The sequence below is a fragment of the Bacillus sp. JJ722 genome (assembly GCF_036963345.1).
Classification (GTDB): Bacteria; Bacillota; Bacilli; order Bacillales; family DSM-1321; genus Bacillus_AD.
Map to the genome: position 1 here is coordinate 412 of NZ_JBALMO010000354.1, position 2609 is coordinate 3020.

The window sequence follows — 2609 nt, forward strand, 5'->3', positions numbered from 1 at the left end:
TTTTGAATCACTCTGCATAATTTCCTATTACTAGCCACAAAAGATTAAATTCAACAACAGTTGAACGGTTGCAAATTGTTTAGTTCCTTATAACGTTACTAATCCAATTAAGCGACCAACTCCATAACCAGCTAATACTATAGCAAAACCACCCGTAACATAAAAACTGATTTTAATAAATTCATCTTGTTCATTTATCTTCTTCAATGCTAATTTTGCAATATTTCGCAATACCTCATACCTCACTTTAATTACTATATAAAATTATACTTAATCAATATATTTAAAAGTCAAATACTTAAATCAATAATGTTTGAATCTCACTATCGGGAATTAGGCATTATCTCTGTATACTTAAAGTACTGTTAAAGGTACTTGGATGATGTTGTCCAAATGACATTACTTTTTACAACGAGTCGTGTAAATTTAGGTAAATAAAAAACGCTCCCTATTGTGTAGAGAACGTTGAAATTATCAAATTTATAACTACTTATAAGATACCGGTGGTCGGGGTCGAACCGACACTCCTTACGGAACACGATTTTGAGTCGTGCCGTTAAATCCCTCGGTATTATTTACGGACAGAGAACGATGATATTAACGAATTTCTGTATCGTTGATTGTTCGCGATATAAAATACTGCATACGACCGTGTCGCTTATATGCACCTATTGTACACTTTAGACGTAGCGTTTGCAATAACATTCTGCATTTCGCATTTAATAGTACAACTATACAACAAGCTAGTTCTAACTTCGTCACAGACGCTCTCAGCAACACCGATTGTACTACTCGTCAATATGCTGTAATATATAGGTAAAGATTAGAAAATTCTGATTAACGGAGGATACTAATGGGAGCGAAGAATAAAGTAATTGCCGGAGACTACGAAGGCAAACAAGTTATGAGTGCGTTAGGTATTGCGTCAATTGCAACAGGATTCTTAAAAACGATGGCACTCGATAAGAAAACGGTAGAAGAGTACGAAGTAATGGACGAGAAGAGTCAAAAAAGCGCAGTAAGTGCCGTTGGGCGCGCGTTTGCCGGTGGCTTAGTACTTGGTCCAGTCGGCTGGCTTGCAGGTCTATCCGCGAAATCAAAGGGAACGCACGTTGTCGCGATAAGCTTCAAGGATGGTAAGCGCAGTCTAATGGAAGTAGACGATAAGATATACAACGCAATTATAAAAACGTTATTCTAAGGGCGCCTTTTGGCGTTCTTTTTATATTTAAACAAGAGCCTACGCCAGTCAGCGCAAGCCCTCGCCATGCTTTCTATTTACTTTCGCGCGCCTTCTTCGTTATGTCATTATTCTTCCAGTATCCCCATAGCGCCGTGCCGCCGAGGAATAACATATTAATAAATGTCGCGATATTCTCCTCGTTAATCGGCAACATCTGGATGCCCGCCATATTTAGCCCCGTATTAATTAGCGCGATCAACAACAATACAAATCGCGTAACTGTGCCTGCCGTAATGTTTTTCATTTAAACCGCCTCCTGTACGATAATGTGCCAACCGAAATCTTTCTTAATTTCCTTCGCGTAATATTCCGCTACATTTCGCCCTGTGAACGTGCCTGTAATAAGACGATTGTCGCTCGCTCTTTCGTAAATAGTAATCGGATATTTAGCGTATAGCTTCGCCTTACCTTCGCTCATTGCTTTCACGCTCGGGAACGTGCCTGTTGCTAGTCGGTACTTGTCGTTGTCTGTTGGCTTCGGTGCGCCTGCCTTTTCGGATTTTCCGCTCAGCATGCTTTTGACCGTCGATTTAAACGACGTAAAGCCCGCTGAACTGCGCACCCAAGGTGTAGGGCAGCTCTTACGAGTAACGTCATAGTGACGCACAATATCGTCTGCTTCGAGCTTATATAGCTTACAAAGCTCCGCGACAATCTTAGTTGTTCGCGACACTGTTTCGGAATGGATTGAACCGTCCTTTTCGACGCACATTTCTACGCCAATTGACGCTAGGTTGGCGTTAGGCTTGAGCGCCGATACTCCGCGATAACTGCCGTCATTCGCGTGATATGCGACTTCATTTAACGGAATGATACAGTAAGCTTCCCCGCGATCAACGAAGATGTGCGCCGAAGCATATCGTTTGCTCGCGATAGCCGTGCCATCGAAATACTTGAAATGATTTAGCGCGCCAGCTCCCGGATTAGCCGTCCAATGGACTACGATTTTCTTAACCGCGCCGAGCTTCGTTCCTGGGCGCGTATACTTGTTGATTCGTACATATTTGTCCGTCCATAGTTTCGCCATTAAATCGCTCCCTTTCCGTTTAATTAAAATACGCAATTCCTATTGATACCGCGAAGCCGACTAACGTAACAATTACGCCCCACTTCCATCTATCGTTTACTTTAATTTCCGCGATATCTTCTTTATTCACTTTCGCGAGCGACAAAGCTTCGTTCGCCGTATCTTTCGCGTTAGTGGCTTCGTTTTTTACCTGCGACAACTCGTGCTTTATTTCGGTCAATGTCGACTGTACGCCGTCCGTTTTCGTGCTAATTATCGCGAGGGATTCGCGCATATCTAGCGCCTGCTTAAGTAATTCTGCCGTTAAGTCCGTTTGTTGTTCCGCCATCAGCCAGCCCC

5 protein-coding genes are annotated in these 2609 nt (G+C 42.6%); 1 reads left to right on the forward strand and 4 read right to left on the reverse strand.

The features are described 5' to 3' along the window. Positions 1 to 87 precede the first annotated feature (87 nt). Positions 88 to 231, reverse strand: a complete 144-nt coding sequence (locus tag V7014_RS25980; protein WP_335511823.1) for a hypothetical protein — start codon at positions 229 to 231, stop codon at positions 88 to 90. Between the two features lie 622 nt (positions 232 to 853). On the opposite strand from V7014_RS25980, the gene V7014_RS25985 reads away from it, so the two are divergent. Further along, complete coding sequence (locus V7014_RS25985) at positions 854 to 1201, forward strand: hypothetical protein (RefSeq protein WP_335511825.1); 348 nt, start codon at positions 854 to 856, stop codon at positions 1199 to 1201. Positions 1202 to 1274: 73 nt separating this feature from the next. On the opposite strand, the gene V7014_RS25990 is transcribed toward V7014_RS25985, so the two are convergent. The 3 genes from V7014_RS25990 to V7014_RS26000 form a co-directional block, all read right to left on the reverse strand. Beyond that, positions 1275 to 1487, reverse strand: a complete 213-nt coding sequence (locus V7014_RS25990; RefSeq protein ID WP_335511827.1) for a phage holin — start codon at positions 1485 to 1487, stop codon at positions 1275 to 1277. Then, positions 1488 to 2270 (reverse strand): peptidoglycan recognition protein family protein, encoded by a 783-nt coding sequence (locus V7014_RS25995; protein WP_438824982.1) that lies wholly within the window; start codon positions 2268 to 2270, stop codon positions 1488 to 1490. A gap of 19 nt (positions 2271 to 2289) precedes the next feature. Then, positions 2290 to 2609 (reverse strand): hypothetical protein (locus V7014_RS26000; RefSeq protein ID WP_335507176.1); only part of this gene is annotated, 320 nt, incomplete at its 5' end.

Excerpts from the sequence above, each read along its gene's own strand:
- V7014_RS25985 (WP_335511825.1), top strand. The coding sequence starts at position 854 with ATGGGAGCGAAGAATAAAGTAATTGCCGGAGACTACGAAGGCAAACAA.
- V7014_RS25990 (WP_335511827.1), bottom strand. The coding sequence starts at position 1,487 with ATGAAAAACATTACGGCAGGCACAGTTACGCGATTTGTATTGTTGTTG.
- V7014_RS25995 (WP_438824982.1), bottom strand. The coding sequence starts at position 2,270 with ATGGCGAAACTATGGACGGACAAATATGTACGAATCAACAAGTATACG.